This is a genomic window from Streptomyces orinoci, assembly GCF_003121295.1.
Taxonomy (GTDB): domain Bacteria; phylum Actinomycetota; class Actinomycetes; order Streptomycetales; family Streptomycetaceae; genus Streptomyces; species Streptomyces orinoci.
Window position 1 is genome coordinate 965470 of the sequence record NZ_PHNC01000029.1, and the last position, 26521, is coordinate 991990.

24 protein-coding genes and 1 pseudogene are annotated in these 26521 nt (G+C 68.8%); 14 read left to right on the forward strand and 11 right to left on the reverse strand.

Features of this window, described 5'->3' with window-relative positions:
- Window positions 1–83: 83 nt before the first annotated feature.
- Together CV755_RS19135 and CV755_RS19140 are read left to right on the forward strand one after the other, a co-directional pair.
- On the forward strand, window positions 84–1841 hold the full coding sequence (locus tag CV755_RS19135; RefSeq protein ID WP_109281415.1) for an LCP family protein: 1758 nt from the start codon (window positions 84–86) through the stop codon (window positions 1839–1841).
- Window positions 1842–1996: 155 nt separating this feature from the next.
- Entirely contained in the window at window positions 1997–3625 is a 1629-nt protein-coding gene (locus tag CV755_RS19140) for an LCP family protein (RefSeq protein ID WP_109281416.1), read from the forward strand.
- A gap of 87 nt (window positions 3626–3712) precedes the next feature.
- On the opposite strand, the gene CV755_RS19145 is transcribed toward CV755_RS19140, so the two are convergent.
- Window positions 3713–4723 (reverse strand): glycosyltransferase family 2 protein, encoded by a 1011-nt coding sequence (locus CV755_RS19145; protein WP_109281417.1) that lies wholly within the window; start codon window positions 4721–4723, stop codon window positions 3713–3715.
- A 199-nt stretch (window positions 4724–4922) separates the two neighbouring features.
- Between CV755_RS19145 and CV755_RS19150 the strand changes: the two genes are divergently transcribed.
- Window positions 4923–6383, forward strand: coding sequence for an LCP family protein (locus CV755_RS19150; protein WP_109281418.1), 1461 nt, complete (start codon window positions 4923–4925; stop codon window positions 6381–6383).
- A gap of 9 nt (window positions 6384–6392) precedes the next feature.
- On the opposite strand, the gene CV755_RS19155 is transcribed toward CV755_RS19150, so the two are convergent.
- Both CV755_RS19155 and CV755_RS19160 read right to left on the reverse strand, forming a co-directional pair.
- Entirely contained in the window at window positions 6393–7157 is a 765-nt protein-coding gene (locus CV755_RS19155) for an alpha/beta hydrolase (RefSeq protein WP_109281419.1), read from the reverse strand.
- A 200-nt stretch (window positions 7158–7357) separates the two neighbouring features.
- Window positions 7358–7912, reverse strand: a complete 555-nt coding sequence (locus tag CV755_RS19160) for an acyl-CoA thioesterase (protein ID WP_109281420.1) — start codon at window positions 7910–7912, stop codon at window positions 7358–7360.
- Between the two features lie 143 nt (window positions 7913–8055).
- On the opposite strand from CV755_RS19160, the gene CV755_RS19165 reads away from it, so the two are divergent.
- Window positions 8056–9162, forward strand: a complete 1107-nt coding sequence (locus CV755_RS19165; RefSeq protein WP_109281421.1) for an LCP family protein — start codon at window positions 8056–8058, stop codon at window positions 9160–9162.
- A gap of 4 nt (window positions 9163–9166) precedes the next feature.
- Here CV755_RS19165 and CV755_RS19170 read toward each other — a convergent pair whose 3' ends face one another.
- Window positions 9167–9955 (reverse strand): VOC family protein, encoded by a 789-nt coding sequence (locus CV755_RS19170; protein ID WP_109281422.1) that lies wholly within the window; start codon window positions 9953–9955, stop codon window positions 9167–9169.
- Between the two features lie 322 nt (window positions 9956–10277).
- Here CV755_RS19170 and CV755_RS19175 point away from each other — a divergent pair, with 322 nt between their 5' ends.
- From CV755_RS19175 to CV755_RS19200, 6 genes are all read left to right on the forward strand, one after another.
- Entirely contained in the window at window positions 10278–10535 is a 258-nt protein-coding gene (locus CV755_RS19175) for a hypothetical protein (protein WP_109281974.1), read from the forward strand.
- Window positions 10501–11034: a DUF6879 family protein gene (locus CV755_RS19180; RefSeq protein WP_109281423.1), complete on the forward strand. Its 534-nt coding sequence runs from the start codon at window positions 10501–10503 to the stop codon at window positions 11032–11034. The genes CV755_RS19175 and CV755_RS19180 overlap by 35 nt, the downstream gene beginning before the upstream one ends.
- A 24-nt stretch (window positions 11035–11058) precedes the next feature.
- Window positions 11059–11910: a helix-turn-helix domain-containing protein gene (locus tag CV755_RS19185; protein ID WP_109281424.1), complete on the forward strand. Its 852-nt coding sequence runs from the start codon at window positions 11059–11061 to the stop codon at window positions 11908–11910.
- Window positions 11911–11972: 62 nt separating this feature from the next.
- Window positions 11973–12260, forward strand: coding sequence for a hypothetical protein (locus tag CV755_RS19190; protein ID WP_109281425.1), 288 nt, complete (start codon window positions 11973–11975; stop codon window positions 12258–12260).
- Window positions 12261–12360: 100 nt separating this feature from the next.
- Complete coding sequence (locus CV755_RS19195) at window positions 12361–12846, forward strand: hypothetical protein (RefSeq protein WP_109281426.1); 486 nt, start codon at window positions 12361–12363, stop codon at window positions 12844–12846.
- 83 nt (window positions 12847–12929) lie between these two features.
- Window positions 12930–13592, forward strand: a complete 663-nt coding sequence (locus CV755_RS19200; RefSeq protein ID WP_109281427.1) for a class I SAM-dependent methyltransferase — start codon at window positions 12930–12932, stop codon at window positions 13590–13592.
- A 242-nt stretch (window positions 13593–13834) separates the two neighbouring features.
- Here the strand turns inward: CV755_RS19200 and CV755_RS19205 are convergent, their stop codons facing one another.
- Window positions 13835–14992 (reverse strand): acyl-CoA dehydrogenase family protein, encoded by a 1158-nt coding sequence (locus tag CV755_RS19205; RefSeq protein ID WP_109281428.1) that lies wholly within the window; start codon window positions 14990–14992, stop codon window positions 13835–13837.
- 174 nt (window positions 14993–15166) lie between these two features.
- On the opposite strand from CV755_RS19205, the gene CV755_RS19210 reads away from it, so the two are divergent.
- On the forward strand, window positions 15167–16507 hold the full coding sequence (locus CV755_RS19210; protein WP_109281429.1) for a UDP-glucose dehydrogenase family protein: 1341 nt from the start codon (window positions 15167–15169) through the stop codon (window positions 16505–16507).
- A gap of 187 nt (window positions 16508–16694) precedes the next feature.
- Here the strand turns inward: CV755_RS19210 and CV755_RS19215 are convergent, their stop codons facing one another.
- The 3 genes from CV755_RS19215 to CV755_RS19225 are packed head-to-tail and all read right to left on the reverse strand — an operon-like array spanning window position 16695 to window position 19557.
- Window positions 16695–17885 (reverse strand): dipeptidase, encoded by a 1191-nt coding sequence (locus CV755_RS19215; protein ID WP_109281430.1) that lies wholly within the window; start codon window positions 17883–17885, stop codon window positions 16695–16697.
- A complete protein-coding gene (gene purE, locus CV755_RS19220) occupies window positions 17882–18421 on the reverse strand; it encodes a 5-(carboxyamino)imidazole ribonucleotide mutase (protein WP_109281431.1) in 540 nt (179 codons plus the stop codon). Before purE ends, CV755_RS19215 begins: the two co-directional genes overlap by 4 nt.
- Entirely contained in the window at window positions 18418–19557 is a 1140-nt protein-coding gene (locus CV755_RS19225; RefSeq protein WP_109281432.1) for a 5-(carboxyamino)imidazole ribonucleotide synthase, read from the reverse strand. Before CV755_RS19225 ends, purE begins: the two co-directional genes overlap by 4 nt.
- A 185-nt stretch (window positions 19558–19742) precedes the next feature.
- Here CV755_RS19225 and CV755_RS19230 point away from each other — a divergent pair, with 185 nt between their 5' ends.
- Window positions 19743–20405, forward strand: a complete 663-nt coding sequence (locus CV755_RS19230; RefSeq protein WP_109281433.1) for a M15 family metallopeptidase — start codon at window positions 19743–19745, stop codon at window positions 20403–20405.
- A gap of 41 nt (window positions 20406–20446) precedes the next feature.
- Here CV755_RS19230 and CV755_RS19235 read toward each other — a convergent pair.
- A pseudogene (locus tag CV755_RS19235) lies at window positions 20447–21550 on the reverse strand (IS630 family transposase); the annotation flags it as partial.
- Window positions 21551–21637: 87 nt separating this feature from the next.
- Here CV755_RS19235 and CV755_RS19240 point away from each other — a divergent pair.
- On the forward strand, window positions 21638–22237 hold the full coding sequence (locus tag CV755_RS19240; protein ID WP_109281434.1) for a GtrA family protein: 600 nt from the start codon (window positions 21638–21640) through the stop codon (window positions 22235–22237).
- Here CV755_RS19240 and CV755_RS19245 read toward each other — a convergent pair.
- Both CV755_RS19245 and CV755_RS19250 read right to left on the reverse strand, forming a co-directional pair.
- A complete protein-coding gene (locus tag CV755_RS19245; RefSeq protein ID WP_422070569.1) occupies window positions 22195–23643 on the reverse strand; it encodes an ATP-binding protein in 1449 nt (482 codons plus the stop codon). The genes CV755_RS19240 and CV755_RS19245 overlap by 43 nt on opposite strands.
- Window positions 23644–23797: 154 nt before the next feature.
- On the reverse strand, window positions 23798–24478 hold the full coding sequence (locus CV755_RS19250) for a response regulator transcription factor (protein WP_109281435.1): 681 nt from the start codon (window positions 24476–24478) through the stop codon (window positions 23798–23800).
- Window positions 24479–24943: 465 nt separating this feature from the next.
- Here CV755_RS19250 and CV755_RS19255 point away from each other — a divergent pair, with 465 nt between their 5' ends.
- A complete protein-coding gene (locus CV755_RS19255) occupies window positions 24944–26479 on the forward strand; it encodes a peptide MFS transporter (RefSeq protein WP_109281436.1) in 1536 nt (511 codons plus the stop codon).
- Window positions 26480–26521 lie beyond the last annotated feature (42 nt).

The following is a 26521-nucleotide window of genomic DNA, read 5'->3' on the forward strand; positions in this document are numbered from 1 at the left end:
GATCTCCGCGTACGGCCACGCGACCGGCCACGCGACCGCGCACCGCTCAGACGAGCCGGCAACGACGGAGGATTCAGGCGACCGTGGACGCGCAAGGCCGTGGCCAGGCGGACGGCATCGACCCCGCCGACCAGTGGGTGTTGGACCCCAAGACCGGCAACTACGAGCTACGGCTGAACCCCGCGGGGCCGGCGGCGGCGGGCTCCCCCTTGCCGCCCGCTGCCAAGCCGGGCGTGCCCAGGCCGGGCGCCGCGAAGCCGGGCACCCCCGCCAAGCCGACCGTCCCCGAGCAGCGCGGCAGCGGCCGGCGCGGTGGCCGGGCGGACGCCAAGGCGGCGGCCGCGGCACCGGCCGGCGGCCGCCGCAAGCCCCGGCCCAAGGCGTCCAAAAAGAAGAAGGCCCTGGCCTGGACCGGAGGCACCCTGGGCTTTGTACTGGTCGGCGGCTCCCTGGGCGCGTATCTGCTCTACCAGCACCTCAACAACAACATCGCCAAGGTCGATGTCGGGGTGAAGAACGACGCGGTCCCGGACGGCCCGGTCAACATCCTGGTCATCGGCACCGACAAGCGCTCCGGCAAGGGCAACACCGGCTACGGCGACGACGGCAGCGTCGGCCACGCCGACACCACCCTGCTCTTCCATGTCTCGGAGGACCGCAGCAACGCCACGGTGGTCTCCATCCCGCGCGACATGATCGTGGACATTCCGCAGTGCCCCGTCAAAGAGGGCGGCACCACCAAGCAGATACCCGGCTCCCACAATGTCCGCTTCAACGAGAGCCTGGGCCAGGAGGACCGCGACCCCGGCTGCACCTGGCGGACCGTGGAGCAGATCACCGGGCTGAAGGTCAGTCACTTTATGATGGCCGACTTCAATGCGGTCAAGCAGCTCTCCTCGGCGGTGGGCGGGGTGGAGGTGTGCCTGGCCAAGGACATCAACGACCCCAAGTCCCACCTCAAGCTGAGCAAGGGCCGCCATGAGATCGAGGGCGAGGACGCGCTGGCCTTCGTCCGTACCCGGCACAGCGTGGGCTTCGAGAGCGATCTGGACCGCATCAAGCTCCAGCAGCAGTTTCTGAGCTCCATGATCCGCAAGATGAAGTCCGGTGACACCCTGTCGGACCCCAAGAAGCTCTATGACCTGGGCAACGCGGCCACCAAGTCGCTGACCGTGGACACCGGGATTGGCTCCATATCCAAACTCACCAGTCTGGGCCGGGAGTTGAGCAAGGTGAATCTGAAGAACATCACCTTCACCACCCTGCCGGTGCTGGACAATCCGGCGGACGGCAAGGTGCACAAGACCGTCATCCTGGACAAGGCCAAGGCCGAGCCGCTGCTGGAGATGGTCCGCCAGGATGTCTCGCTCACCGAGGTGAAGCAGAAGGAGAAGGCGGCCAAGGAGGAGAAGGACGCCAAGCAGCAGGCGCTCCTCAAGGGCCCCCGGGCCGAGCCCGCGGCCGTCCGGGTCAAGGTGTTCAACGGCAGCGGCAGGATGGGCGCTGCCCAGGAGACCGTCACCTGGCTGCAGAACACCAAGGGCATGGTACGGACCGGCAACGGCGGCAACGCCCCCGCCAAGAAGGTGGCCAGGACCACCCTGGAGTTCGCCCCCAACCAGGCCGACCAGGCCCGCCGGCTGGCCGATGTGCTGGGCCTGTCCGCGGACGCCCTCAAGCAGGGCACCGCCAACGCGGCGCCCACCGCGGAGATGACGCTCACCCTGGGCCAGGACTTCAAGGGCGCCGGCACCCCGGTCAACGCGCCCAAGGCCCCGGCCAAGGCGCCGGAGGGCATCCAGAAGATCGAAGCGGACGACGACAACATCTGCGCGAAATAGCGAAGCAGCGAAGCGGCAAGACAGCGAGGCAGCGAAGTGGCCCGCCAAGCGAACCGTACGCACAAATTTGCGCATCTAGCCCAGTAGCACCAGCTAGCCCAAAAAACCACGTAGGACACGCCTGCCCTTCGGGCCGGACGCTAAGGGGAGGCCCGATGGGGCGCAGCAGCGCACAAGGGGACCGGACAGAAACCACGGAGACCGAGCCGAAGGAGAAGCCCCGCCGCCGCAAGGCCCGAATACTGCGCTGGAGCGCCCTCTCGCTGGCCGTGGCGGTGCTCGGCGCGTCCACCGCCGCCTATGTCTACTACCGGCACCTCAACCACAACATCCGCAAGAGCGCCCTCAATCTCAGCGACAAGCCGCTGGACCGCAGCGTGCCCAACTCGGCGGGCCAACGCCCGCTGAACATCCTGCTGTTGGGCTCGGACAGCCGGGCGGGCAAGGAGAACCAGGAGCTCGGCGGCGCCCGTGACGAGGCCGACCGGCCCGGCCTGGCCGATGTGGAGATGCTGGTGCATGTCTCGGCGGACCGCAGCAATATGTCGGTGATCAGCGTCCCCCGGGACACCCGGGTGACCATCCCCAAGTGCACCGACCCCTCCGACGGCAAGGTCTACCCGGAGACCCACAGCCAGATCATCAACACCAGCCTGCAGAACGGCGGTCCGGGCTGCACGGTGGCTGCCTGGGAGGAGCTCACCGGCATCCCCATCGACCACTTTATGATGATCGATTTCTCCGGCGTGGTGAGCATGGCGGACGCGGTGGGCGGGGTGCCGGTCTGTGTGGACGGCAATGTCTATGACGACAAGTCCGGCCTGCGGCTGACCAAGGGCACCCACACCATCAAGGGCGAACAGGCCCTGCAGTGGCTGCGCACCCGGCATGGCTTCGAGGACGGCAGCGACATCGGCCGTACCCACGCCCAGCACATGTATATGAACGCGATGGTCCGCCAGCTCAAGAGCGGCACCAAGCTCACCGACCCCGGACAGCTCACCGACCTGGCCGAGGCGGCCACCAAGGCGCTCACCGTGGACAAGGACCTGGGCTCGGTGAAGAAGCTCTACGACCTGGCCAATGACGTACGGCGGGTGCCCACCGCCCGGATCACCATGACCACCATGCCCTGGGCCGCCGACCCCCAGGACCCGGACGCCCATGTGGTGCCCAAGCCCGGTGACGCCGACAAGCTGTTCTCGCTGGTCCGCAATGACATCGCGCTGGACGGCAAGGACAAGCCCAAGGACGACAAGGACGACCAGCGCACACCCGCCACCGCCGACAAGGCCAAGGCCGGCATCGCCGTCACCGTGGTCAACGGCACCGGCACCGTGGTGCTGCCGCCGGTCACCGGGCGCGGCTCGGATGTGGCCGCGTACCTGGTCAAGCAGGGCTTCACCAAGGCCACCGCGGACTCCACGCCCGGCGCCCAGGCGGACACCACCATCACCTACCCGCGCGCCGCCCAGCGCGCCGACGCCCTGGCCGTGGCCAAGGCCGTCGGACTGCCCAGCGACGCGGTGCGCCTGTCCCCCGCCGTGGACCGGATCACGCTGGTGGTCGGCGGCGACTGGCGCAAGGGCACCGCCTACCCGGCGCAGGGCGGGGACGATACGTCCGGGCAGGACGACTCCGCCAAGAAGGACGACGGGGCCAAGAAGGACGACAAGCCGTCCGAGAAGAAGCCGTCCGACAACAAGGCGCCGGAGAGCGCCGATCCGCTCAACGGCGAGGACAAGTCGGCCTGTATGAAGGTCAATTCACTGAACCGCTTCTGACCGGGGACCCCAGGGGCGCGGGGCTGCTTCGCTATGCGGCTCCGCCGCGTGGGCGCGAGCAACCACCCGCAGCCCGCGCCCGAAAAACTACCCCTTGACCGCCGGCCGCCGACTCGCAATAACCCGCTTCGCCAGCGACCGCGGACTCGTCAGGAACCCGAACCCCCACGACATATGCATGGTGGCCAGGGCAAGGGGGATCCGTACCCGCGCCCCCACCGGCAGCCCCTTGCCCGCCGGCACCGACCCCGCGACGATCGCGGCCAGGTACCCCCCGGGCACCACCAGCGCCCACGGCGTGACGGCAACACCCAGCACCACCCCGGCCGCAATGGCCAGCACCGCGGCCGGCGGCGCCAAGTACCGCAAATTGATGGAGCCCTTGTGGAAGCGGGCGACCACATGCCGCCAACGCCCGTAGTCCTTGTACTGCTTGGCCAGCGCCCGCACATTGGGCCGCGGCCGGTACGACACCCTGAGCTCCGGCGAGAACCAGATCAGCCCTCCCGCCTCCCGGATGCGGAAGTTCAGCTCCCAGTCCTGGGCCCGGATGAACTCCTCGTTGTAGCCGCCCTGTTGCTCCAGCGCCGCCCGCCGGAAGACCCCCAGATACACGGTCTCCGCCGGGCCCGCCGTGCCACCGGTGTGGAACGCCGCGTTGCCCACCCCGATCCTGGAGGTCATGGCGGCGGCCACCGCCCGCTCCCAGTCGTTCTCCCCCTCGGCGTGCATGATCCCGCCGACGTTCTGCGCCCCGGTCTCGTCCAGCAGCCGCACCGCCGTGGCGATGTAGTCGGGCGACAGCATCCCGTGACCGTCCACCCGCACCACGATCGGATGGCGGGACGCCTTGATCGCGGCATTGAGCGCGGCGGGGGTACGGCCGGTGGGGTTGGGCACGGTATGCACCCGGGGGTCCTCGCGGACGAGTTCGGCGGCGATCTCGTCGGTCCGGTCGGTGGACGGACCGAGCGCGATCACCACCTCCAGTTCACCGGCGTAGTCCTGCTCAAGGATGTGCCGGACGGCGGTGCGCAGATGGCGCTCCTCATTGAGCACCGGCATGATCACGGAAACGGCGGGCTGCTGCTCTGGCATGGTTCCTCGGGGGTACGGGGGTCGGGGTCACCCCCCGGCGGACAGCGGAATCATCGGCCCACGTTACCGCCAACGGGGGACATCCCCGGCCCCGCCCGGGTGGCCCGGCCGCCGGCCGGCGGCGTGGGGCCGCTATCCGCTGATCGTATGGACCTACCGTGACGGCGGTTACTGCCCGCCCCCAGCGGAGGTGCTCACGATGGCCGACCCGGATCCCTCCCGGCCCAGCCGCGCCCGGCACGGGGTACGGCGCTCCCCCCGCTGGGGACTGCGCGTCGCCGCCGTGATCTCCGCGGGAATCCTGGCCACCAGCGGCATCGGGCACGCGGTGGTGCACCGCATCAACCGGGACATCGGCCGGCTGGACCCCTTCGCCGGGCTGTCCGACCGGCCGCGCGGCAGTGCCGGGCTCAATGTGCTGCTGGTCGGCACCGACAGCCGGGACACCATCACCGAGGAGCAGCGCACCCGCTACAAGCTGGGCGGCGACGCCTGTCACTGCACCGACACCATGATGCTGGTGCACCTCTCCGCCGACCGGGACCGGGCCAGCGTGGTGAGCCTGCCGCGGGACACCTACACCATCCTCCCCGAGCGCACCGACCGCCAGGGCCGCTTCCACCCGGCCCATCCGCAGAAGCTCAACGCGGCCTATGCCGAGGGCGGCCCCTCGCTGACCGTGAGGTCGGTGGAGCGGCTGACCGGGGTGCATATCGACCACTATCTGGAGGTGGACTTCAGCAGCTTTATGAAGACCGTGGACCTGCTGGGCGGAGTCCAGGTGTGCACCACCCGGCCGCTGAGGGACAGCTACAGCGGGCTGGACCTGCCGGCGGGCACCAGCACCCTGGGCGGCGGCCAGGCATTGCAGTATGTCCGCGCCCGGCATGTGGACGGCAGCTCCGACCTGGGCCGGATGCGGCGCCAGCAGCGCTTTGTCGCCTCTCTGCTGCACCAGGTGACCAGCAGCGGGATGCTGCTCAACCCGGTCCGCTTCCAGCAGGTGGCCACCACCCTGCTGGGCTCGGTACGGGCCGACCGCGGCTTTGGCACCGAAGACCTGGTGGAGCTGGGGCGCAAGCTCAAGGATCTCTCGCCGGCCTCCTCGGAGTTCACCTCGGTGCCGGTGGCGACCGTGGACTTCCCGGTGAAGGGGGTCGGCTCCACGGTGAAGTGGGACGAGCCGGCGGCGGCCAGGATCTTCCAGGCCCTGCGCGAGGACCGGCCGATCGCGCTGCCGGCCCGGCGGGCGCAGGACGGCAAGCCGCCGGTGCGGCCGACGCCGGTGGAGGTGGCGCCCAGCCGCATCCATGTCCAGGTGCTCAATGGCACCAAACGCAATGGTCTGGGCCGGACCACGGACGAGGCGCTGCGCGCCACCGGCTTCGCCACCACCGGTATCCCCGGCGACGCGCCGCCGGCCCCGCGCACGGTGATCGGCTTCGACCCGCGCTGGGACCGCTCGGTGCGCACGGTGGCGGCCGCCCTGCCCGGCGCGGAGCTGCGGGCGGTGCCGGGGCAGGGGCCGCTGGTGCAGGTGATTCTGGGCAATGACTTCCAGGAGGTGCACCCGGTGCGGGCCGCCGAGCCCGCACCGGTCCACCCCACCGGCAACCAGGTCGTCACCGGGGACCAGGTCGCCTGCGCCGACGGGACCTGAGCTCGGCGCTCAGGCCGCGCCGGCCGCGCAGGGACGCCTCAGATGCCGGGCGAAGAACCGGGCCGCGGCGTCCCCGGCGAACGGTGGGACGCCGGTGTGCCCGCCCATATTGGCGTAGAGGGACTTCTCCCTGGAGCCAAAGGCGTCGAACAGGTCCAGGGCCGCCTGCCGGTCGTTGCCCTCGTCGTCCCACTGCAGCAGGACATGCAGCGGGATGGTGACCCGGCGGGCCTCCTCGAACATGGCGCGCGGCACAAAGCTCCCGGCGAACAGGCCGGCGGCCACGATCCGCGGTTCTACGTGCGCCAGGCGAACGCCGATGGAGATCACTCCGCCCGAGTACCCGACGGGGCCGTCGAGCGCGGGCAGTGACAGCAAGGCGTCCAGGGCCGCCCGGCATTCCGGGACCGCCTCCTCCACCAGCGGGAGGACCAGCGCGTCGATGATCTCGTCGCTCACCGGCTCACCGGCCTGAATGGCCCGGCGCATATCGGCGCGGGCCTGTTCGACGGCGGCCAAACGGGGCCGGTCACCGCAGCCGGGGAGCTCGATGGTGGCCGCGGCGAAGCCATCCGCCGCGGCCTGCCGGGCCCGCGCCGCCAGCCGGGGATACATCCTGGGGAGTCCGAGCGGGGAGCTGCCGAGCAGAATCAGCGGCACCGGTGCGGACTCGGACGCGAAGGCGGGAGTCCACAGGAAGCCGGGGGCCCCGCCAAGGGTGAATGCGCGCTCGACGACCCCGTCGTCGAGGCGCCGCTCAGAGGTGAAATGCATGGTCGTGCCTTTCGGGAGTGCACGGAAAACGGCGCTCCCGGACGACCTACCGCCCGACCGTGACCCCGGAGGGGAGCACCCATGTCGATACTGCGTTCACGGGTACCACCTCCTCGTTCTCCTGCACGGCCATGGGGAAACGTAGCAGCGGCCGCGGTGGTCCTGCCACCGGTTTTCGCGCCCGGCTCCATGGCCTGCGGCTACTCGTCGTCGAGCCCCTCCGCCGCGCGGTTCTTCCGCAGCTCCATGATCGCGCGACGCCGGGCCAGCCGGTGGGTGCGGCGGATCTGCGCCTCCTGGTAGCGCCGCCGGTCCCGCTCGGTCTCCGGGATCACCGGCGGCACCGGGCGCGGCCTGCCCTCCTCGTCCACCGCGGCGAACACCAGATAGGCGCTGCCCACCTGCACCGGGGGCGCGGACTCGTTCCAGCGCTCGGCCATCACCCGGACCCCGATCTCCATCGAGCTACGGCCGGTCCAGTTGCACTGGGCCTGGACATGAACAAGATCCCCGACCCGGACCGGCTCCAGGAAGGCCATCTCGTCCATGGAGGCGGTGACCGCCGGGCCCCCGGAGTGCCGTCCGGCCACCGCGCCGGCGACATCGTCCACCAGCTTCATGATCACGCCGCCGTGCACAGTGCCCAGCAGATTGGTGTCCGTCGCCGTCATGATGTGGGACAAGGTCGTACGGGAAGCCGCGACTGACTTGCCGGGGAGATCCGGGCCCGCGGCACCGGCGACGTTTTCGCTCATACGTCCACTCTAAGCAGGCGTGCGTTACCGATCTTGCGCGGTGGGCCCACGGCCATCCGCTGTGCATCAGCTCTGCAACAGCCCGGCTCCGGTCCTGGCACAGCGGCGCGGGGCAGGGGGGATCCCCGGGCACACTTCAAGGTATGAACCATGACCGCCGGACCGTCCGGCGGGACGCAGGCCCGCCGCAGCGCCGTCCCGCCGCCGATGACGGCTACAACACGGGCCAGATATACGGACGCGGCAGCGGGAACCGCACCCGTCGTCCCAACTGGAAGCGCCGGATCGGCATCAGCCTGCTGGTCCTGGTGGTGGTGCTGGTGGGAGTGTCGGCCGGCACCTACTTCTGGGCCGACTCCAAGCTGCGCCGCGAGGTGGACCTGGGCAAGATCCCGGACCGGGCGCCGTCCGGCAAGGGCACCAACTATCTGATCGTCGGGTCCGACAGCCGCGAGGGCCTCTCCGACAAGGAGAAGCAGGAGCTGCACACCGGCTCCGCCGAGGGCAAGCGCACCGACTCGATGATGATCCTGCACACCGGGGACAACGGCACCACCATGCTCAGCCTCCCCCGGGACTCCTATGTCACCATCCCGGCCTTCACCGGCAAGAAGTCCGGCAAGCGCTACCCGGCCTCCACCCACAAGCTCAATGAGGCCTTCGCGGACGGTGACGCGGAGCTGCTGATCCAGACCATCGAGTACAACACCGGGCTGCATATCGACCACTACGCCGAGATCGGCTTCGGCGGCTTCCGCAGCCTGGTGGACTCGCTGGGCGGCGTGGACATCTGCATCGACAAGCCGATCAAGGACCGGGACTCCGGCGCCGACTTCAAGGCCGGCTGCCAGACCCTGGACGGCAAGCAGTCGCTGGCCTATGTCCGGGAGCGGCACCAGGAGGCCGACCAGGACCTGGGCCGGATGCGCCACCAGCAGCAGTTCCTCAACACCCTGGCCAAGCAGGCGGCCTCGCCCTCGACCATCCTCAATCCCTTCCGGCTCTACCCGGTGATCGGCTCCGGCCTGGACACGCTGATCGTGGACAAGGACATGGAGCTATGGGACCTGACCTCGATGTTCTGGGCCATGAAGGGCGTCACCGGCGGTGACGGCCGGCAGCTGACCGTACCCATCTCCAACGCCAACCTGCCCACCCGCAGCGATGGCGTGGCGGTCAAGTGGGACCCGGTGAAGTCCAAGCGCCTCTTCGGCCGGCTGAAGAACGACGAGCAGGTGGACAAGCCCTAGCTCGCTACGCCGCCTCCGGCGCCCCCGCATTGATCACCGCGAAGATCCCGCCCTGCGGATCCCGCAGCACCGCCATCCGCCCGGCCATCATGTCGAACGGTGCCTTGAGCACCGTGCCACCGGCCCGGACCACGGCGTCGGTGACGCTGTCGGCATCGTCCACGGCGAAGTAGACGAGCCAGTGCGAGGGCGTCCCCTCGGGCAGGTTCTCCAGCCCCTGCATCCCGCCGACCACTTGCTCGCCCACCTTGAGCGCGTGGTAGCCGGGCGCGTTCTCCATGGGGGTGACGGCGATGCCCAGCGCGGCCGGATAGAACCGCTTGGCCGCCTCCGGGTCGGCGGTGCTGAGCTCGTTCCAGATGACCGCGCCCGGCTCGTTGACCACCTCCGCACCGGCGAAGTCCCGGGCCTCCCAGAGCCCGAAGACCGCCTCGGTGGGGTCGGCGACCACGGCCATCCGCCCAAAGGTGAGCACCTCCATGGCGGGCATCACCACCTGGCCCCGGTTGTCGGTGATCGCCCGGACGGCGACATCCGCGTCCGGCACCGCGAGATAGGTGGTCCACGCGATGGGTGGCGCGGGGTGCCCGTCCGGAGCCATGGACGGCCCGATCCCGGCCACCGCCCTGCCGCCCAGCGTGCAGACCGCATACCCACCGGTCTCCGGCGGCCCCGGCTCGCCCTGCCAGCCGAAGAGGTCCCCGTAGAAATCCAGGGCCGCCCGCTGGTCGGGCGCCATCAGATCCACCCAGCAGGGGGTGCCGGGGGCATACGGGCCGGTTACCTCTGGCATGACAAGGGCCTCCACAACACGGTTGCGCTCCCCCAGACAGCAACCACCCTGCCGGTCCCTCCCCCACCCCGCCATCGGACGGACCCGTCCGGGTACGCGAACGGCCCCGGCGGGGGCCGCGTGGGCCCGTACTTTCTGCGTGCTTTACGGAAACAAGCTCTTGGCCTGCACAAACATCCCCTTCGGAGAGGGCCTCCCCAGCATGTCCCCATGATCGGGACAGTTGGTCTCCCAGGTGCCACACGCCCTCTTGACCGGAGCGGTGCGAAGGACAGATCGTCACATGCAACTGATCGCAAGGGACTCGACACGGGAGACAGCGATGGCGCTACTGTTCGTCGGGATCGACCCGGAGACGAAGACTGACCAGTGCCCTGCGGCATGGGTGGACGTCGAGATGAAACCTGAGCCGGACATCCTCTTCCAGGGCTGGCTGGCCGACGAAGAGACTCAGGCCGAGTGCCGGAAGAACAGCCCACACCCCGACACGGAAGCGGTCATCCGGATGCCGTACCGGATGATCGACATCATCAGGAAGGCGTGCGATGCCGCAGAACAAGCAGCAGCGGGCAAGCTTTGAGGACCTGCTGAACTCGACCACGCGCTCTGCGGTGCACCTGGAGATGCGTGACGACTACGGCATCGCCGGCGAAGCCGAGGAGTTCGAGCAGTGGAAGCGTACCGGCGAAGTAGACCTTGACCCGGGGTCCGAAGGCTGGTCCCGCTGGACGTCGCTGGTACAGAGTGCCGTCGCCCGGGGCGTGGTCATGCGACGGGCCCGCATCATCTCCGAGCCGGTGAGCGAGTACATCAAGTACGAGCACGCCACCACCGCTGTCAACGTCGCCGTGGGAGAGCAGGTTCGCTGGCTACCACGTCGGCGCGCATCGGACATCGCCCTACCCGGAAACGACTTCTGGCTCTTCGACGATCGCCTGGTGAGGTTCAACCACTTCACCGGTGACGGTGACGGGGCCGGCTTCGAGTACACCGAGGACCAGGCCATCATCAAGCTGTGCGCCAACGCCTTCGAAGCGGTGTGGGAGCGCGCTATCCCGCACGAGGAGTACAAGGTCTGACGGCGCGACCAGGACAGCCAGATCATGCCCACCGTCCCCACGTCCAGTGCCCAAACCGCCCGCGAAGCCTTGGCAGGCCGGCTCAAGGAAATCAGACGGGACGCAGGACTCACCGGACATGATCTGGCTGTTCGTTGCGGCTGGCACAAAGCCAAGTCCAGTCGCATCGAGAACGCCAAGACGGCTCCTTCGGACGCTGACATCCGAGCATGGTGTGACGCCTGCGGTGCCCAGGAGCAAGCCGCTGACCTCATAGCAGCCAACCGCGCTGTCGAGTCCATGTATGTGCAGTGGAGGCGGCTCCACAGGAAGCAAACGCTTCGCCAGATCCAACAGAGCCGCGTTCCCCTGAACGAGCGCACGAAGCTTTTCCGTGTGTACAGCTCCGGCCTCATCCCCGGGTTCCTTCAGACCGAGGGGTACGCGACAGCCGTCCTTGAGTCGGCCGCGTGGCTGAGAGACCTCCGGGACAACATCCCCGAAGCAGTAGCAGCCCGGCTTGCGCGGGCACGGGTGCTCCGAGAAGGTGAGCACCGGTTCGTCATGCTCCTCGAACAAGCCGTCCTCCACTACCAAATGGGCGACGACGAGACCATGGCCACCCAACTCGGGCACCTCCTGTCTGTGATGTCCCTCCCCTCAGTCAGCCTGGGCGTGATCCCGTCCCAGGGCCAACGCCCTATCTGGGCCGTGGAAACGTTCAACGTCTACGACGACGAGTATGTCAACGTCGAACTGCTGACTGCTGAGGTCAGCGTGACCGCTCCCGGCGAGGTGCGCGACTACCTCAAGACCTTCGCCGAGCTGCAACGACGTGCCGTGTATGGGGCACGTGCACGTACCTTGATCTCAACAGCGATCGATGCCCTCGGCTAACTGGCCTGCAACTGACTGCAACTTTTTCGCTCCGGATGTCCGCAGGTCCCTAGCGTCTCCTCATGGCCACGGATACCGAAGCAGCCGCACAGCAAGCCGATGCCTTTCTGGCAGGCAAGAAGAAAGCCGACGACACCGCGTTCATGTTCGGTCGGGTGCTGGCGGAGATGGGCGTCAAGGTCGGAGACCCGGACTCCTGGCCCCAGCTCGTGGGCCGGTCCTCCCTCTCCGGCGAACCGTCGTTGTTCCTCGGGACCGTGCCCCTGCCCACCGCCCTCAAGCTCATCGACGCGCTGATCTACGCCGAGTCGGCACAGCGCCGCCAGCGCGACCAGAGCCACGACGCATAGCCCAGTGCCCTTCTGAAGACCCCCGTCCGGTCGCCTTCATGACGGTCGGCGGCCGGACGGGCTCCAGCGCACCACCCCGCTCCATCGAGAGAAAGGGAACATGGTGGCAACAGCACTTCAGACGCGGACCCGCGATCCGCGCATCATCCTCAACGCCGTGCAGGAGCGAGTACCGCACCTGGTCACCGATGTGGGAGTAAAGGACCTGTGGGAGCGGGAAGTTGCGCTCCTGCTCCGTGACAGCGTGGCTGTCCGAAGCCTCGCCGAGCGCATTCTCGGCCAGGGCATCGCCTACCTGGTCACAGCCATGGAGAACCCCGGCGTGGACATGGGCGTCGGGTACACGGTGGACATTGGGGTTCACCAGCTCATCCTCGATACGCCCCTGTACTTCGCCCTCTGCGACGAGTACAACGGCGGGCGGTACAAGCACCATGCCCCGCTCATCGAGCGCCGCCGGGACGGCACCGTGATGCGTACGGCCGACCTGCTGCGCACGAACGGTTTCACCGTCGATGACGAGCTGTGGTCGGTGGACGCGTCCGACTGCTCGCCGTGTGACGACAAGGTCCCCGACAGCCACTGACGCGGGGCTAGAGTGCCCTCGCCCCGGACTCGGATCAGGGGCGGGGGCAGCTCCTTGCCCGCCTCGACACAGAGGAAGCGCCGTTGCCCGTACGACACAACATCGAAAGCGAACGCGAACTCTGGGACGCCTTTGCGGAGAGCACCAAGGACAAGGTGTTCGAGGCAGACCCCGTCTTCTGCTGGACGCAGTACGCCGGGCACGGACCAGGCCCCGAACTGCTGGGCGACCCGACAACCGTCCTGGAGATCGGCTGCGGTACCGGGCGGGCGCTGGCCCACCTCGCGCGGCAAGGTGTGACGGCGACGGGCGTGGACCTCTCCCCCGTCATGGTCGCCAACACCACCGAGCGGTGGGGGCCATTGGGAGCGCGGTTCGTGTGTGCCGAAGTACTGGACCACCTGAGCGCCACGACGGAGACCTACGACGCCATTTATTCGATCTTCGGGGCAGCCTGGTTCACCGACCCGACCAAGCTGCTTCCGCTCATTGCCAAGCGGTTGAATCCGGGCGGCGTGCTCGCCTTCTCCCAGCCTCCGGCCATCCCCGGCGCGTACGGGCCACAGGGCATGTACAAGGGAGGCTTCGCGGGCAAGGCCATGTACACATACCGGTACAGCTACACACCCCGGAGGTGGGAAAGCCTCCTTCTGCGGGCCGGATTCGCGAAGGCGGAAGTGTGGGTTCTCGACGCTCCCGAGCCTGACCACATCGGGACATTGATCGCTCGCGCTGTGGTGAGCTGAGACCAAGCAAAGCAAGGACGCCCCGGCCATGACCGCCGGAGCGTCCTTGGTTACGAACGGCCCCCGGCAGAGCGCTGGGGGCCGTAGTGCTTGTGCAGGTGAGTGGCGGTTTCCCGCCCGACGTCAGTTCCAGGACTCCCCAGCATGACGCCCACGATCAGCCCGAAACGGGCCCGAACGGACCGGAAGCCGATCACAGCTCGCCAGCCGCTGGAACGGCCCTCTGACGTGCAAAACCCCCGCTACGGCAGGTTCCTCGCCATCACGATCCGCTGAACCTGATTCGTGCCCTCATAGATCTGCGTGATCTTGGCGTCCCGCATCATCCGCTCCAGCGGGTAGTCGCGGGTGTAGCCATAGCCGCCGAGCAGCTGGACGGCGTCGGTGGTGATCTCCATCGCCACGTCGGAGGCGAAGCACTTGGCCGCCGCGCCATGGAAGGTGAGGTCGTCGTCGAGGCGCTCGGACTTGGCCGCGGCGGCGTAGGTCAGCTGGCGGGCCGCCTCCAGCTTCATGGCCATGTCGGCCAGCATGAACTGGATGCCCTGGAAGTCGCCGATCGGCTTGCCGAACTGCTTGCGCTCCTGGACATAGCCCTTGGCGTAGTCCAGGGCGCCCTGGGCGATGCCCAGTGCCTGGGCGGCGATGGTGATCCGGGTGTGGTCCAGGGTCTTCATCGCGGTGGCGAAGCCGGTGCCCTCCGCGCCGATCATGCGGTCGGCGGGGATGCGGACGTTGTCCAGGTAGACCTCGCGGGTCGGCGAGCCCTTGATGCCCAGCTTCTTCTCCGGGGCGCCGAAGGAGACGCCCTCGTCGGACTTCTCCACCACAAAGGCGCTGATGCCCTTGGAGCGCTTCTCCGGGTCGGTGACCGCCATCACCGTGTAGTAGTCGCTGACCCCGGCGTTGGTGATCCAGCGCTTGACGCCATTGAGCACCCAGAAGTCACCGTCGCGCACCGCGCGGGTCTTCATACCCGCCGCGTCCGAGCCGGCGTCCGGCTCGGAGAGGGCGTAGGAGAACATCGCCTCGCCCTTGGCCAGCGAGGCCAGATAGCGCTTCTTCAGCTCCTCGGAACCGGAGAGCATCACCGGCAGCGAGCCCAGCTTGTTGACCGCCGGGATCAGCGAGGAGGAGGCGCACACCCGCGCCACCTCCTCGATGACGATCACGGTGGCCAGGGCGTCCGCACCCGCCCCGCCGTACTCCTCCGGCACATGCACCGCGTGCAGGTCGGCGGCGGTCAGGGCGTCGCGGGCCTCCTGCGGAAAGCGGCTCGCCTCGTCCACCTCGGCGGCGAATGGCGCGATCTTCGCCTCGGCGAGCGAGCGCACGACCTTGCGGAGCTCGTCGTGCTCCTCGGACGGCCGGTACAGGTCGAAGTCCTTGTTTCCCGCCAAGGCGTACTCCCCAGAGAGTTAACTACCGTTTAGTAACAACGATTCTAGAGGCGGCCCGCTGGGCGGGGATACGTGAGCTTGCCGACAGCCCGGCGCACTCCTCGTCCCTCCCCCGGCCGGGCCCCGACTATGCTCGCGGGAGCCAGTTACGCAGCACCTCCCTGGAGCACTTCAATGGCCCTCAAGATCACCGTGATCGGCACCGGCTACCTGGGCGCCACCCATGCGGCGGCCATGGCCGAGCTCGGGTTCGAGGTGCTGGGCCTGGACATCGATCCCGCCAAGATCGAGAAGCTGGGCCGGGCCGAGGTCCCGATGTACGAGCCGGGACTGGAAGAGCTGCTGCGCAAGCATGTCGCCGGGTTCGAGGGCTCCACCGGGCGGCTGCGCTTCACCACCTCCATGGAGGAGGTCGCCGAGTTCGGCGACGTCCACTTCATCTGCGTCAACACCCCGCAGAAGCACGGCGAGTACGCCTGTGACATGTCCTATGTGGACGGCGCGGTGGCCGCGCTGGCCCCGCTGCTGCGCCGTCCGGCCCTGGTGGTCGGCAAGTCCACCGTCCCGGTGGGCAGCGCCGCCCGGCTGGCGGAGCAGCTGCGCCGCCTCGCCCCGGCCGGGGAGGAGGTGGAGCTGGCCTGGAACCCGGAATTCCTGCGCGAGGGCTTCGCCGTCAAGGACACCCTGCACCCGGACCGGATCGTGGTCGGAGTGGCCGGCGAACGTGCGGAGAAGGTGCTCCGCGAGGTCTATGCCACGCCGATCGGCGAGGGCTCGCCCTTTGTGGTCACCGACTATCCGACCGCGGAGCTGGTCAAGACGGCCGCCAACTCCTTCCTGGCCACCAAGATCTCCTTTATCAATGCCATGGCCGAGGTCTGTGAGGCGGCCGACGGCGATGTGGCCAAGCTGGCCGAGGCCATAGGGCACGACGAGCGGATCGGCAAGAAGTTCCTGCGGGCCGGTATCGGCTTCGGCGGCGGCTGTCTGCCCAAGGACATCCGGGCCTTTATGGCCCGCGCCGGGGAGCTGGGTGCCGACCAGGCGCTGACCTTCCTCCGCGAGGTGGACTCCATCAATATGCGCCGCCGTGGCCATATGGTCGAGCTCGCCCGGGAGAGCGTGGGCGGCGGGTTCCTGGGCCGCCGGGTGGCCGTGCTGGGCGCCACCTTCAAGCCGGACTCGGACGATGTGCGGGATTCGCCCGCGCTCAATGTCGCCGGGCAGATTCATCTGCAGGGCGGGCAGGTCACGGTGTACGACCCCAAGGGCATGGCCAATGCGCGGGAAGTCTTCCCGACGCTGGCCTACGCAGCGACGGCGCTGGACGCGTGCCGGGGTGCGCATGTGGTGCTCCACCTCACCGAGTGGGCGGAGTTCCGGGCGCTGGACCCGGCGGCGCTGGGTGCGGTCGTCGCGGAGCGGCGCATCCTGGACGGCCGCAATGCGTTGGACGCTGCCGCTTGGCGGGGGGCCGGGTGGTCTTTCCGCGCCATGGGGCGCCCCCGGGCGTAACGGTTCGCCCTTTGCGGGCAACCGCGCCGCCGGGCGCACCGGTTCGCGACCAGCGGTGCCGGTTCGCGGGCAGTCGTGCCGCTGGGTCGCACCCCGCAGCGAGACCGCCGCGCAGGCGGGCATCGTTGCCGGGTGCGGCTCGGCGGTGGCTGGTCGCGCAGTTCCCCGCGCCCCTCGAGGGGCGCCCTCAGCCGTCCAGCTCCGCGAGCGTCGCATTCGACGGTCCGCGCGAAACGGACAAGGAACCCGCAACCGCTTCCGCGGCGCGCAGCACCCGCACCGCGTTCTCCCAGGTCAGCTTTGCCAGGTCGCCCTCCGACCAGCCCCGCCGCAGCAGTTCGGCGATCAGGTTGGGGTAGCCGGCCACGTCCTCCAGCCCCTGCGGGGTGAAGGCCGTCCCGTCGTAGTCGCCGCCGATGCCGATGTGGTCGATCCCGGCCACCTCCCGCATATGGTCCAGGTGGTCCGCCACCGTCTCCACGGTGGCGACCGGCCGCGGCCGTTCCGCCTCGAACGCGCGGTGCACCGCCATCGCCTCGGGCGTGGTGTCCAGCGGGTGGAAGCCATGGGCGCGCATGTTCTCGTCCGCGGCCCGGGTCCAGTCAACGGCCTCCGGCAGGATGAACTTGGGGACGAAGGTCGCCATCGCCACTCCCCCGTTGGCGGCCAGCGAACTCAGCACATCATCGGGGATGTTGCGGGGGTGATCGCACACCGCCCGTGCCGAGGAGTGCGAGAAGATCACCGGCGCCTCGGTGACCCGCAGCGCGTCCCGCATGGTGTCCGCCGAGACATGGGAGAGATCGACCAGCATCCCGATGCGGTTCATCTCCCGCACGACTTCCTCGCCGAAGCGGGTGAGCCCGCCCGCCCGCGGCTCATCGGTGGCCGAATCCGCCCAGGGGACATTGTCGTTGTGGGTGAGGGTCAGATAGCGCACCCCCAGCCGGTGCAGTGAACGCAGCGTGGCCAGCGAGCAGTTGATGCTGTGGCCGCCCTCGGCGCCCATCAGGGAGGCGATCCGCCCCTCCGCCCGCGCCGCCTCCATATCGTCGGCGGTGAACGCCAACCGCAGCTCATCCGGGTAGCGGGCGGTCAACTGCCGCACGATATCGATCTGTTCCAGGGTGGCGCTGACCGCGTCATCACCGGACATATCGGTGCGTACATAGACCGACCAGAACTGCGCTCCCACGCCGCCCTCCCGCATCCGCGGCAGGTCGGTGTGCAGTCCGCTGGCTCGCTGGTCGGTGGCGATATCACGCCGGTCCAGGTCATAGCGGACGTGCTCGCGCAGCGCCCAGGGCAGGTCATTGTGGCCGTCCACCACCGGGTGGGCGGCGAGCAGTTCACGGGCCCGGGCCAGTTCGGCGGTCATCGGGCGCCCTCCCCCGCGAAGCCGAAGCCGCCGCCACCGCGCACCTTGGCCCGCAGCCGGGCGCCCTTCTCGGTGGCCTGGGCGTTCAGCCCGTCCTGGAACTCCCGCATCCGCTCGCTCAGCCGCTCATCGTGCGCGGCCAGCATCCGTACCGCCAGCAGTCCGGCGTTACGGGCGCCGCCGACCGAGACGGTGGCCACCGGCACCCCGGCCGGCATCTGGACGATGGACAGCAGGGAGTCCATCCCGTCCAGGTACTTCAGCGGCACCGGCACCCCGATCACCGGCAGAGTGGTGACGGAGGCCAGCATTCCGGGCAGATGGGCGGCGCCGCCGGCCCCGGCGATGATCGCCTTCAGCCCGCGCCCGGCCGCCCGTTCGCCATAGGCCACCATCTCCCGGGGCATCCGGTGCGCGGAGACCACATCGACCTCATACGGAACATCGAACTCGGCCAGGGCCTTGGCCGCTTCCTCCATGACGGGCCAGTCGGAATCCGAGCCCATCACAATGCCGACGACGGGGGAACCAGTCATTCCGTGATCGTTCCTCGCAGATATCCGGCGGCGTGGGCGGCGCGCTCGCGCACCTCGGCCAGGTCGTCGCCGTAGGTGTTGACGTGCCCGACCTTACGGCCGGGCTTGACGTCCTTGCCATACATATGGATCTTCAGGCCCGGATCGCGGGCCATGCAATGCAGATACGCGGCATACATGTCCGGGTAGTCGCCGCCCAGCACATTGGCCATCACGGTCCACTTGGCGCGCGGCCGGGGATCGCCCAGCGGCAGATCCAGCACCGCCCGGACATGGTTGGCGAACTGCGAGGTGACGGCGCCGTCCTGGGTCCAGTGGCCGGAGTTGTGCGGGCGCATCGCCAGCTCGTTCACCAGCACCCGGCCGTCCGCGGTCTCGAACAGCTCCACCGCCAGATGGCCCACCACCCCCAGCTCCTTGGCGATCCGCAGGGCCAACTGCTGGGCGTGCGCGGACAGTTCCGGGGACAGGCCGGGCGCGGGGGCGATCACCGTGTCACAGACGCCGTCCACCTGGATGGACTCCACCACCGGGTAGGCGACGGCCTGGCCATGCGGGGAACGGACCACATTGGCGGCCAGCTCCCGGACGAAGTCCACCTTCTCCTCGGCCAGCACCGGCACACCCGCCCTGAACGGCTGCTCGGCCTCGCCGGCATCACGCACCACCCAGACGCCCTTGCCGTCATAGCCGCCGCGCACCGTCTTCAGCACCACCGGGAAGCCGCCCACCTCGGCGGCGAAGCGCGCCACATCGGCCGGGCCGTCCACCAGCCGGTGGCGTGGGCAGGGCACTTCGATCTCGGTCAGCTTCGCCCGCATCACGCCCTTGTCCTGGGCGTGCACCAAAGCATCGGGCCCCGGGCGGACGGGAATGCCGTCCGCCTCCAGGGCCCGGAGGTGCTCGGTGGGGACATGCTCATGATCGAATGTGATCACATCGCAGCCTTGTGCGAACGCACGAAGGGTATCCAGGTCGCGATAGTCGCCGATGACGACCTCGCTGACGACCTGGGCCGCCGAGTCCTGTGGAGTATCGCTGAGCAGCTTGAACCTGATGCCGAGGGGGATGCCCGCCTCGTGGGTCATACGGGCGAGCTGGCCGCCGCCGACCATGCCGACTACCGGGAAAGTCACGCTCCAAGGGTATCCGTACGCACGAGCGCCTCAACCCGCCTCCTGGAGGATCCTCCAAGGAGGGATGTCCGAACTGCCGGGAGTTAGCCATGCGTTCACCCACTCCCACGGATCGTGACCGGACCCGCTCGCTAGTGCTCTGACCGGGAAGGTTGGCCGGGTCTCGCCTGCGAGATGATCGCGTCATGAGCGAGATCGTCTTGATGTCAGATCCGAAGGTCGCTGCGATACGCGTTGCGGAGTGCGGTGAACGTCTTGTGGATGTCCGCCGCGATGGCGGGTTGCTGGTCGATTCCCGCAAGCAGGACCCGGCAGATGCCTTCGCGTACTTGCGGGAAGGTGTGCTGGAACGGCTGCTGAAGGCCCAGACGCTGCTCCCGCAAGGCTTGCGACTGCTGTTCGTTGAGGGGTATCGGCCTCCCTCGCTTCAGTGTGCGTACTTCGAGGAGTACGCCGGCCAGCTGCAGGCCGTCCACCCCGGCTGGTCCGCTGAGCAGATCAACTCGGCGGCCAGCCGCTACGTATCGCCGCCCGGCATCGCTCCGCACAGCGCCGGTGCGGCCGTCGACCTCACCCTGGCCGACACCGAAGGGCGCGAGCTGGACCTGGGCACCCGGATGAACGCGGACCCCGAGGAGAGCGAGGGCGCCTGTTACACCCACGCCGTCAACATCAGCGCGGAGGCCCTCGCCAACCGGAAGCTGCTGGGCTCCGTGCTGACCGCTGCGGGCCTGGTGAACTACCCCACCGAGTGGTGGCACTGGTCGTTCGGTGACCGCTACTGGGCTCTGATCACCCGGGAGGCCGCAGCCCTCTACGGACCGAAGGAGATCACCCCGTCAGTCTGACCGGCCAGGACTTCACAGACCGACTGGTTACGCGCGGCCGCGGGGCGTCCGCCCCAGCGGAGCCCTTTCTCGCTGCGGACACGGGCACGCTCACGGCGCTGGGCGGCCAGGACATCGGGGTGCCGGGCGTTCTGGTTGCGCCAGCGTAGGTAGCGGTGCAACTGGCGGGTCTGGGCGGTGTGGTTGGGGTGGTTGGAGTTGGCGATGGTGAACTGCCGCAGCGGTCCGAAGTGGGCCTCGATGGGGTTCGCCCAGGACGCATAGGTCGGGGTGAAGCACAGCTTGACCTTGTTCTTCGTCGCCCAGCGGTGGATGTCGGCGCCTTTGTGGGCGGACAGGTTGTCCAGGATCACGTAGATCGGGGCGCCGTCGGGCCGGGCGGCACGGATCGACTTCAGCGCAACCAAGGTGTTCGCGGTGCTCTTCTTGCGGCGGTTGACGCCCCACAAGGTGTCGTCGCCGATCGAGTAGCAGCCGTGGAAGTAGCGCACCCCATGGGTGCGGTGGCAGGTCGCAGGATGCCGCTCGGGTCGGCCTTGTTCGGCCCAGCACGACCCGGCGGCGGGCCGGATGCCGAGCGGCCCGAACTCGTCGAACGCGAATACGCGGTCCGGGAAACGCTCCAGCACTTCCTCGATGCGGTCCAGCTTGGCGTCGCGCTCGGGGTCGGGGGACTCCTTCCACGTCTTGGTCCGCTGGAAGGTGACACCGCGGCGAGCGAGCAGGCACCGTAATGCCTCGCGGCCGATCAGGATGACGTGGCCGTGCACTTTCCGCAGGTAGGCAGCGAGTTTGCGGATGGACCAGCGGGTGAAGGGCTGACCAAGCTTGGTCGGGCGGGTGGTGGCCGTCTGCACGACGAAGTCCTCATCGTCAATGCTGAGCAGGCGGGGACGGCCTCCCGCCCACCGAGGGTCCAGACAGGCCAGGCCGATCTCGTTGAACCGGTGGATCACATCGCGGACGGTGTCCTCATCGGCCTGCACCAGGTTCGCGATCACCGGCACCCGGTTGCCGCCGGCCGAGGCCAGCAGCATCATCGCGCGCCGGTAGCGCACCGAACTCGTGCTGCCCCGGCGCACGATCTGCTGCAGCTTCTGCCCCTCCTGATCGGTCAGTCTGCGCACACGGACCGGCTCAGCCACCACACCCCCAGCAGTCGGACGGACGCCTCCGGACATCCAACCGCCGGAACCACCACCCCGGCCAACCTTCCCGGTCAGAGCACTAGCATGGGTCCCTGCCCGACCGCCCCTACCGCCCCCCGACCGCCATCGCAACGGAGCCTGACGATCGTGACGAAGCAACGGAGCACAGTTCGCTCCCGCCTGGAGCGGCTGGCCCGCGAGATCGCCAAATTCGGCGCGGTGGGCGCCATCGGGTTCGTGGTCAACCTGGTTGTCTTCAACGCCTGCCGGCATCTGCTGCACCTGGCGGTGGTCCGCTCGGGCATCATCGCCACCGCGGTGGCCATCGCCGCCAACTATGTGGGCAACCGCTACTGGACCTACCGGGACTGCGACCGCAGCCGGCGCAGCCGGGAACTCTCGCTGTTCCTGCTGTTCAGCGGGGTGGGCCTGGTCATCGAGAACGGCATTCTGGCCATCTCGCACTATGGGCTGCAGCTGACCGACCCGCTCTCCGACAACATCGCCAAGAATGTGGTCGGCCTGGGCCTGGGCACCGTCTTCCGCTTCTGGTCCTACCGCACCTGGGTGTTCCGGGCGCGGGCGGTGCAGACCGCGGAGTCCTTCCTGGCCGAGCTGCCGCGCCAGCGGGACGGCGAGTCTCAGCCCTCGCCCGCCCCGGGCTCGCGGTCCCGCTCGCTCTGAGCGCCGCCCGTATCCCGGGCGTCCGTACCCGTATCCCGGCCGTCCGCACCCTGGTCCCGGCCATCCGCACCCTGGTCCCGGCCGTCCTTGTCGCGACCGTCCGTGCCCCGCCCTTCGGCGTCCCGGCCGTCCGCATCGCGCCCTTCGGCGCCCCGACCGTCCGCATCGCGCCCATCCGCCTCCCGGCTGAGGAACAGCGCGAAGATCGGCGGCTGTTGCTGCAACAGCTCCAGCCGCCCGCCGTCCGCCTCCGCCAGGTCACGGGCCACCGCCAGCCCCAGGCCGGTGGAGTTGCGCCCGCTGACGGTCCGCTCGAAGACCCGCGCGCCAAGGTCCGGCGGCACCCCGGGCCCCTCGTCGGAGACCTCGATCACCGCCTGGTTGCCGGTGACCCGGGTACGCAGCGCCACCGTTCCATCGCCATGGGTCAGCGAGTTCTCGATCAGGGTGGCGATCACCTGGGAGACGGCGCCGGGGGTGCCCACCGCGCGCAGCCCCTGCTTGCCGGAGCGCACCAGCGCCCGGCCGCTGCCGCGGATGGCCGGGCGCCACTCCTCCAGCTGCTGTTTGATGACCTCGTCCAGGTCGAAGGTGACCGCCGAACCGGTCTTGGGGTCGCGGGAGTTGGTGAGCAGCCGCTGCACCACATCGGTGAGCCGCTCCACCTGGGAGAGGGCGATGGTCGCCTCCTCCTTGACGGTGTCCGGGTCGTCGGTGAGGGTGATCTCCTCCAGCCGCATCGACAACGCGGTGAGCGGGGTGCGCAGTTGGTGTGAGGCGTCGGCGGCCAGCCGCCGCTCGGCGGTGAGCATTCTGGCGATCCGCTCGGCGCTGGCGTCCAGTACGTCCGCGACCCGGTCCAACTCCGGTACGCCATAGCGGCGGTGGCGGGGCCGGGGGTCGCCGGAGCCCAGGCGTTCGGCGGTCTCGGCGAGGTCGGTGAGCGGGGCGGTGAGCTTATTGGCCTGGCGCACCGCCAGGAACACCGCGGCGATCACGGCCAGCAGGGCCACCGTGAGGATCACCAGCAGGGTGCGGCCGATCTCCTTGCTGACCGTGGACCGGGACGCCTGGACGGTCACCGTCTCGCCATGGTCCCCGGTCTGGGTGGAGGTGATCAGGGCGCCGTCCGGCTTGCTGCCCAGCACGATGGGGGGATGGCCGGGGATCTCCACCCGGGCGTAACGGTCCCGGGCGATCTGCTCGGTGAGCACCCCGGACTCCACCCGCTCATTGCCGGCGATCCGGCTGTCCACGATGCTCACCAGCCGCACCGCCTCGGACTGCACGCTCTCCCGGGCGCTGCTCTCGATGGTCCTGGTCTCCACGATGACCAGGGAGATACCGAAGACGGCGATCACCACGAGCACCACGGCGAGGGTGGAGTTGATCAGTCGGCGGCGCACGGTGCCCGTTCTTCTCTCTCTGGTCCGCTGGTTTCTGCCAAGCGGTCGTGCCGGAGTTCCAGTGCGGTTCCGCCGTGCCCCGTAGGGGCCCGGGGAACTACGCGACCGGCCACGACGCACCCGCGGATGAACTGCCCCAATCCCCGCGGAGCGCTCAGTTCTTCTCGAAGCGGAAGCCCACGCCACGGACGGTGGCGATATAGCGGGGGTTGGCCGCGTCGTCGCCCAGCTTCTTGCGCAGCCAGGAGATGTGCATATCCAGGGTCTTGGTGGAGGACCACCAGGTGGTGTCCCAGACCTCGCGCATCAGCTGGTCACGGGTGACCACCCGGCCGGCGTCCCGCACCAGCACCCGCAGCAGGTCGAACTCCTTGGCCGTCAGCTGGAGTTCCTCATCGCCCATCCAGGCACGGTGCGACTCCACATCGATCCGTACCCCATGGGTGGACGCGGCCTGCTGGGAGGGCTCGGCGGCGCCGCGCCGGAGCAGCGCCCGTACCCGGGCGAGCAGTTCGGCCAGCCGGAAGGGCTTGGTGACATAGTCATCGGCGCCGGCGTCCAGGCCGACCACGGTGTCCACCTCGTCGGCGCGGGCGGTGAGCACCAGCACCGGGAAGCCATGGCCCTCGGTCCGCAGCCGGCGGCAGACCTCCAGGCCGTCCATACCGGGCAGCCCGAGGTCGAGGACGAGCAGATCCACGTCTCCCTTGAGGCCGGCGGCGAGCGCTGTGGGACCGTCTTCGCGGACCTCCACCTCATATCCCTCACGGCGCAGCGCGCGTGCGAGCGGTTCCGAGATGGAAGCGTCATCCTCGGCGAGCAGTACTCGGGTCATGGGTGTGATGGTAGTCCGCTCGGACGCACCTCAGAGTGCACTCAGGGGGACCTGCGTCAACAGATCGCCAAAGGTTTGGCCACGACAGATCGGTCATAAATGGTTCCAGCCCGACCTGTGATCCATGTCTCAACTCCTTCCATATGCGGGCGGGGTGTGACGTATGGTTACGGCAGTCTGTAGCACCAATGGGGGACCTTCGGCACGGCAGTAACGCCGAAGGTCTCTGTCGTGTACAGGGCTGGAACCTCCAGTCTTGTGTTCAGTGAATGACCTGTCGACCGGGTCCGCCGCGCGAAGATGCGCGGGGGCGTGGATCCCGGATGCGGCCGTCCTGCCGGCTTCCCTCCGGGAATCCGAACCCCAGAGGGCGTGGGGCAGGGGCGGTGCGGCAGCCGGTGCCGGTCAACCCCCACACGGACCCGCAATAGCTCAACGCGTGTCCTCAGCACTCAAGGAACGACCATGGCGACCAGCCTGACGAAGGGCACCGCGGAGGCAGAGAAGACCTCTCCCGCCTCGGGCGAGAAGACCTTCCTTGGCCACCCCATCGGCCTGGCCCCCCTCTTCATGACGGAGATGTGGGAGCGCTTCAGCTACTACGGCATGCGTGCCCTTCTCGTCGTCTATCTGATCGCCGGCGGCCCCGACGCCAAGCCCGGCAGCCAGGGCGGCGGTCTGGCCATGCCCCAGGCCAGCTCCGTGGCCATTTACTCCGTGTACGTGGCCATGGTGTACCTGCTGGCCATGCCCGGCGGCTGGATCGGCGACCGCATCTGGGGCCCGCGCAAGACGGTCACCGTCGCGGCCAGCACCATCATGTGCGGTCACCTGCTGCTGGCCGTCCCGGGCAAGCCGACCTTCTTCGCCGGTCTGGCGCTGGTCGCCATCGGCTCCGGCCTGCTGAAGTCCAACATCTCCACGATGGTCGGCCACCTCTACGACGGCCCGAAGGACCCGCGCCGCGACGGTGGCTTCACGATCTTCTACATGGCCATCAACATCGGCGCCTTCGCGGCTCCGCTGGTCATCGGCACCATCGGCCAGAAGGTCAACTGGCACCTCGGCTTCAGCATCGCCGCCGCCGGTATGGCCATCGGCCTGGCCTTCTTCCTGTGGGGCACGCGTCACCTGAACCCGCGCAGCAGCCAGGTGCCCACCCCGCTGACCGCGGAGGAGCGCAACTCCTGGCTGAAGAAGGGCCTGATCTGGCTCGCCATCGCCGCCGTCTTCTACGGCATCGTCGGTGGCACCGGCCACTTCACCATGAACTGGGCCACCGTGCCGCTCGCCCTGCTGGGCCTGGTCATCCCGATCTCCGTGCTGCTGCGCATCAAGCGCGACAAGGAGCTCTCGGACACCGAGCAGACCAAGGTCAGCGGCTACATCTGGTTCTTCGTCGCGGCCGCCGTGTTCTGGATGATCTTCGACCAGGCCGGCTCGACGATGTCCACCTTCGCCGAGAAGAAGACCGCCGACAACGTCTTCGGCATCAACTTCCCGTCCACCTGGTTCCAGTCGGTCAACCCGCTGTGGGTGATGGCCCTGGCCCCGGTGCTGGCTTCGCTGTGGCTGAAGCTGGCCAAGAGCAACCGTGAGCCCAGCACCACGGTGAAGTTCGCCATGGCGATGTTCTTCGCCGGTGTCTCCTTCGTGGTCTTCGCCATCCCGATGTCGATGGCCACCGGCGGGCACACGGTCAGCCCCGCCTGGCTGATCGTGATCTACATGATCCAGACCATGGGTGAGCTGTGCCTCTCCCCGGTCGGCCTGTCGCTGACCACCAAGATGGCGCCGCAGAAGTACGCCAGCCAGATGATGGGCGTCTGGTTCCTCGCGGTCACCGCCGGTGACTGTGTGACCAGCCTGCTGTCCACGGCGGGTGTGAACCTCGACGGCATCGGCGTGATCCTGGGCGAAGCGGCTGCCGCGGCGCTGGCCGGCGGGGCGATCTGGGTGAACCGCAAGAAGATCGTGGCTCTGATGGGTGACGTTCGCTGATGCTCGGCTGATCTCCGCTGATCTCCGCTGATCCTCGCGGGT

Excerpts from the sequence above, each read along its gene's own strand:
- CV755_RS19140 (WP_109281416.1), top strand. The coding sequence starts at position 1,997 with ATGGGGCGCAGCAGCGCACAAGGGGACCGGACAGAAACCACGGAGACC.
- CV755_RS19145 (WP_109281417.1), bottom strand. The coding sequence starts at position 4,723 with ATGCCAGAGCAGCAGCCCGCCGTTTCCGTGATCATGCCGGTGCTCAAT.
- CV755_RS19150 (WP_109281418.1), top strand. The coding sequence starts at position 4,923 with ATGGCCGACCCGGATCCCTCCCGGCCCAGCCGCGCCCGGCACGGGGTA.
- CV755_RS19155 (WP_109281419.1), bottom strand. The coding sequence starts at position 7,157 with ATGCATTTCACCTCTGAGCGGCGCCTCGACGACGGGGTCGTCGAGCGC.
- CV755_RS19160 (WP_109281420.1), bottom strand. The coding sequence starts at position 7,912 with ATGAGCGAAAACGTCGCCGGTGCCGCGGGCCCGGATCTCCCCGGCAAG.
- CV755_RS19165 (WP_109281421.1), top strand. The coding sequence starts at position 8,056 with ATGAACCATGACCGCCGGACCGTCCGGCGGGACGCAGGCCCGCCGCAG.
- CV755_RS19170 (WP_109281422.1), bottom strand. The coding sequence starts at position 9,955 with ATGCCAGAGGTAACCGGCCCGTATGCCCCCGGCACCCCCTGCTGGGTG.
- CV755_RS19175 (WP_109281974.1), top strand. The coding sequence starts at position 10,278 with ATGGCGCTACTGTTCGTCGGGATCGACCCGGAGACGAAGACTGACCAG.
- CV755_RS19180 (WP_109281423.1), top strand. The coding sequence starts at position 10,501 with ATGCCGCAGAACAAGCAGCAGCGGGCAAGCTTTGAGGACCTGCTGAAC.
- CV755_RS19185 (WP_109281424.1), top strand. The coding sequence starts at position 11,059 with ATGCCCACCGTCCCCACGTCCAGTGCCCAAACCGCCCGCGAAGCCTTG.
- CV755_RS19190 (WP_109281425.1), top strand. The coding sequence starts at position 11,973 with ATGGCCACGGATACCGAAGCAGCCGCACAGCAAGCCGATGCCTTTCTG.
- CV755_RS19195 (WP_109281426.1), top strand. The coding sequence starts at position 12,361 with ATGGTGGCAACAGCACTTCAGACGCGGACCCGCGATCCGCGCATCATC.
- CV755_RS19210 (WP_109281429.1), top strand. The coding sequence starts at position 15,167 with ATGGCCCTCAAGATCACCGTGATCGGCACCGGCTACCTGGGCGCCACC.
- CV755_RS19215 (WP_109281430.1), bottom strand. The coding sequence starts at position 17,885 with ATGACCGCCGAACTGGCCCGGGCCCGTGAACTGCTCGCCGCCCACCCG.
- purE (WP_109281431.1), bottom strand. The coding sequence starts at position 18,421 with ATGACTGGTTCCCCCGTCGTCGGCATTGTGATGGGCTCGGATTCCGAC.
- CV755_RS19230 (WP_109281433.1), top strand. The coding sequence starts at position 19,743 with ATGAGCGAGATCGTCTTGATGTCAGATCCGAAGGTCGCTGCGATACGC.
- CV755_RS19240 (WP_109281434.1), top strand. The coding sequence starts at position 21,638 with ATGGGTCCCTGCCCGACCGCCCCTACCGCCCCCCGACCGCCATCGCAA.
- CV755_RS19250 (WP_109281435.1), bottom strand. The coding sequence starts at position 24,478 with ATGACCCGAGTACTGCTCGCCGAGGATGACGCTTCCATCTCGGAACCG.
- CV755_RS19255 (WP_109281436.1), top strand. The coding sequence starts at position 24,944 with ATGGCGACCAGCCTGACGAAGGGCACCGCGGAGGCAGAGAAGACCTCT.